3 protein-coding genes are annotated in these 3,189 nt (G+C 66.1%); all 3 read right to left on the bottom strand.

The window, feature by feature from the left end; genetic code table 11:
• Nucleotides 1-248: 248 nt before the first annotated feature.
• From WKI94_RS11685 to WKI94_RS11675, 3 genes are read right to left on the bottom strand one after another with little or no spacing between them, the layout of a single operon-like run.
• Nucleotides 249-1,601: an NAD(P)(+) transhydrogenase (Re/Si-specific) subunit beta gene (locus tag WKI94_RS11685; protein WP_337845899.1), complete on the bottom strand. Its 1,353-nt coding sequence runs from the start codon at nt 1,599-1,601 to the stop codon at nt 249-251.
• Nucleotides 1,601-1,903, bottom strand: coding sequence for a proton-translocating transhydrogenase family protein (locus tag WKI94_RS11680; protein ID WP_337845898.1), 303 nt, complete (start codon nt 1,901-1,903; stop codon nt 1,601-1,603). The genes WKI94_RS11685 and WKI94_RS11680 overlap by 1 nt, the downstream gene beginning before the upstream one ends.
• The gene (locus tag WKI94_RS11675) at nt 1,903-3,030 is read right to left on the bottom strand and encodes an NAD(P) transhydrogenase subunit alpha (protein ID WP_337845900.1); all 1,128 of its coding nucleotides are present in this window, start codon (nt 3,028-3,030) and stop codon (nt 1,903-1,905) included. Before WKI94_RS11675 ends, WKI94_RS11680 begins: the two co-directional genes overlap by 1 nt.
• Nucleotides 3,031-3,189: the final 159 nt, after the last annotated feature.

The raw sequence follows: 3,189 nt of genomic DNA, 5'->3' as shown, positions 1-3,189 counted from the left end.
GCCAGCCGGGCTCCCTTCCACATCTCCTGGCCGATGGTGGTAAGCTGCATTCGTGGGGACCTCCTTCATGTTGGAGTGGTCCCCACATTTTAGTTGGGGCAGTCTCACATGTGTTTGTCCGAGCACAGGGAAGCCCCCGCCGCAGTGACGCGGCGGGGGATTCACTAAGTGCCCCAGGGAAGCTTTCCGAGGTGGGGACCCCAGAAAAAGGGCCTAGCCCGCCCTTTCTCCAAGTCCCATACCAGGCTTCAGAGCTTCTTCAGGGCCTGGATGAGCCGGGTGAGGACATCCTGGGCATCCCCGTAGAGCATGCGGGTGTTGTCCGCGTAGAAGAGCTCGTTCTCCACCCCGGCAAAACCCTTCCCCTGGCCCCGCTTGACGACGATGACGTTCTTGGCCTTGTCCACATCCAGGATGGGCATGCCGTAGAGGGGGCTTCCCGGACGGCGGGCAGCGGGGTTCACCACGTCGTTGGCCCCGATGACCACGGCCACGTCCACCGTGGGAAACTCGGGGTTAATCTCCTCGAGGTCCTTGAGCTTGTCGTAGTCCACCCCCGCCTCCGCCAGGAGGACGTTCATGTGCCCAGGCATCCGCCCCGCCACCGGGTGGATGGCGAACTTCACCTCCACCCCCCGGGACTCCAAGAGGTCCGCCAGCTCCTTCAACTTGTGCTGGGCCTGGGAGAGGGCCATGCCGTAACCGGGCACGAAGACCACCTTGCCCGCGTAGGCCAGCATGACCGCCGCATCCTCCACGTCCACGGGCTTGAGGCTTCCCTGGATCTCCCCCGCGGCCTGCTCCACCCCAAAGCCCCCCACCAGGACGCTCCAGACAGAGCGGTTCATGGCCCTGGCCATGAGCACGGTAAGGAGGGTACCCGCAGCCCCCACCAGGGTGCCCGCCACCATGAGGGCGGGGTTACCCACGGCGAAGCCCTCAAAACCCACGGCCATCCCGGTGAAGGCGTTGTAGAAGGAGATGGCCACAGGCATATCCCCCCCACCTATGGGCAAGGTCATGATGACGCCAAAGAGGAGGGCCAGGAGGAAGAAGAGGACGATGAGGGTGGTGGCGTCGTTGAAGAGGAGGTAAACCCCAAGGCCCAGGGCGAGGAGGAGGACCAGGAGGTTCAGGGGTTTCTGCCCAGGGAAGAGGATGGGCCGGGAGCGCATAAGACCCTGGAGCTTGGCGAAGGCGATGAGGCTTCCCGTGAAGGCCACGCTCCCAATAAGCCCCCCCAGGATGGCCAGAGCCATGAGGCCTGGGTTCTCAAAGGCCCCCTTTAGGAGCTCCACCGCGGCGATGGTGGCCGCCGCACCCCCGCCCATGCCGTTGTAGATGGCCACCATCTGGGGCATGTCCGTCATGGCCACCCGCACCGCCGCCCACCAGGCCACCACCGTGCCCAGGAGGAGGGCGGTGAGCATGAGGCCGAAGTTCCCCATATCCGGCCAGAAGAAGGTGGCGAGGACCGCCAGGAGCATGCCCCAACCCGCCCAGACGATGCCGCTTTTGGCGGTGGTGGGGTGGGCCATGCGCTTGAGGCCGGTGATGAAGAGCACCGCCACCACCAGGTAGGCCAGCTGGATGAGGTCCATTACGCCCCACCTCCCTTGCTGGGCTTGCGTTCAAACATCTCCAGCATGCGCACGGTGACCGCGTACCCCCCGGCGGCGTTGGCCGCCCCCAGGACCACCCCCAGGAAGCCGATGGCCTTCTCCAAGGCGGTGTCCGCGTGCCCCAGGACCACCATGGCCCCCACCACCACCACCCCGTGGATGAAGTTGGAACCGGACATCAGGGGGGTGTGGAGGATCACCGGCACCCGGGTGATGAGCTCGTACCCCAAGAACGCGGTCAGGATAAAGATGTAGAGCGCGGCCCAAAGGTTAAACTCCATCACGCACCTCCCAAAAGGGCCTTGGTGGGCCCGTGCACCACCTCGCCGTCTTTCATCAGCAAGGCGCCTTGGATGATCTCGTCCTCCCACTTGGGGGCGAACTCCCCGTTTTGGATGAGCAGGCTGGAGAGGTTCAAGAGGTTCTTGGCGTACATCTCCGAGGCGTGGATGGAAAGCTCGCTGGGAAGGTTTAAGGGGCCGTAGACCCGTACCCCCCGGACCTCCACCAGCTCGCCGGGCTTGGTGAGGACGCAGTTGCCGCCGCTTTCCGCCGCCAGGTCCACCACCACCGTGCCCGGCTTCAGGCGCTCCATCATGTCCTCGGTGAGGAGGATGGGGGCCCTACGGCCCGGCACCTGGGCCGTGGTGATAATGGCGTCCATCCCCGCCACGTGCTCCCTTAAGGCCTCGTGCTGGATGCGCTTCTCCTCCTCCGTGAGCTCCCGGGCGTACCCCCCTTCCCCTTCCGCGCTGATGGGGAGCTCAATGGGCTTGGCCCCCAGGGAGAGGGCCTGCTCCACCGCGGCCTTGCGCACATCGTAAGCGAAGACCTGGGCCCCAAGCCGCTTGGCGGTGGCGATGGCCATGAGCCCCGCCACCCCCACCCCCATGACCATGACCTTGGCGGGGCGGATGGTGCCCGCGGCGGTGGTGAGCATGGGGAAGAAGCGGGGGGAAAGCCTGGCGGCGTGGAGGGCCGCCAGGTACCCCGCCACCGTGGCCTGGCTGGAAAGGGCATCCATGCTCTGGGCCCTTGTGATGCGGGGGATGAGCTCCATGGCGATGACCGTGGCCTTCTTGACCGCCAGGGCCCGCACCCGGTCAGGGTTCTTGTGGGCCTGGATAAAGCCCACCAGGATGGCCCCCGCCTCGAGGCCCCCGATGAGCTCCTCGTCCGGGGGCTGGACGGTGAAGAGGAGGTTGGCCCCCTTTAGGAGCTCGCCTCGCTCCACCACCTCCGCCCCGGCCTCGAGGTAGGTTTCGTCCGGGTGGTAGGCGCCTTCCCCCGCCCCCCGCTCCACCCGCACCCGGGCCCCCCCCTTGACCAGGCGGGCCACCACCTCAGGCACCAGGGCTACCCTTCGTTCCCCTGGGGCCCTTTCCTTTGGAACCGCGATCGTCACCATACGGCCCTCCTTCGCCGCAAGTATACCAACCCCGGTATGGGCATTGGTCCCCCTGTAGTTGGCCAGCACATTTGAGACTCTGTGGGGACCCCCTCCTCCTTGAGCTTAGCCAGGAACTCCAAGGGCGCAAGACCCCCCAAAGCCCGGTGCAGCCTCCGC

This window comes from Thermus sp., assembly GCF_037444525.1.
Classification (GTDB): domain Bacteria; phylum Deinococcota; class Deinococci; order Deinococcales; family Thermaceae; genus Thermus.
The sequence above is the reverse complement of the archived record's forward strand: the minus strand, read 5'-3'. Positions and strand labels throughout refer to the sequence as shown.

Excerpts from the sequence above, each read along its gene's own strand:
- WKI94_RS11675 (WP_337845900.1), bottom strand. The coding sequence starts at position 3,030 with ATGGTGACGATCGCGGTTCCAAAGGAAAGGGCCCCAGGGGAACGAAGG.
- WKI94_RS11685 (WP_337845899.1), bottom strand. The coding sequence starts at position 1,601 with ATGGACCTCATCCAGCTGGCCTACCTGGTGGTGGCGGTGCTCTTCATC.
- WKI94_RS11680 (WP_337845898.1), bottom strand. The coding sequence starts at position 1,903 with ATGGAGTTTAACCTTTGGGCCGCGCTCTACATCTTTATCCTGACCGCG.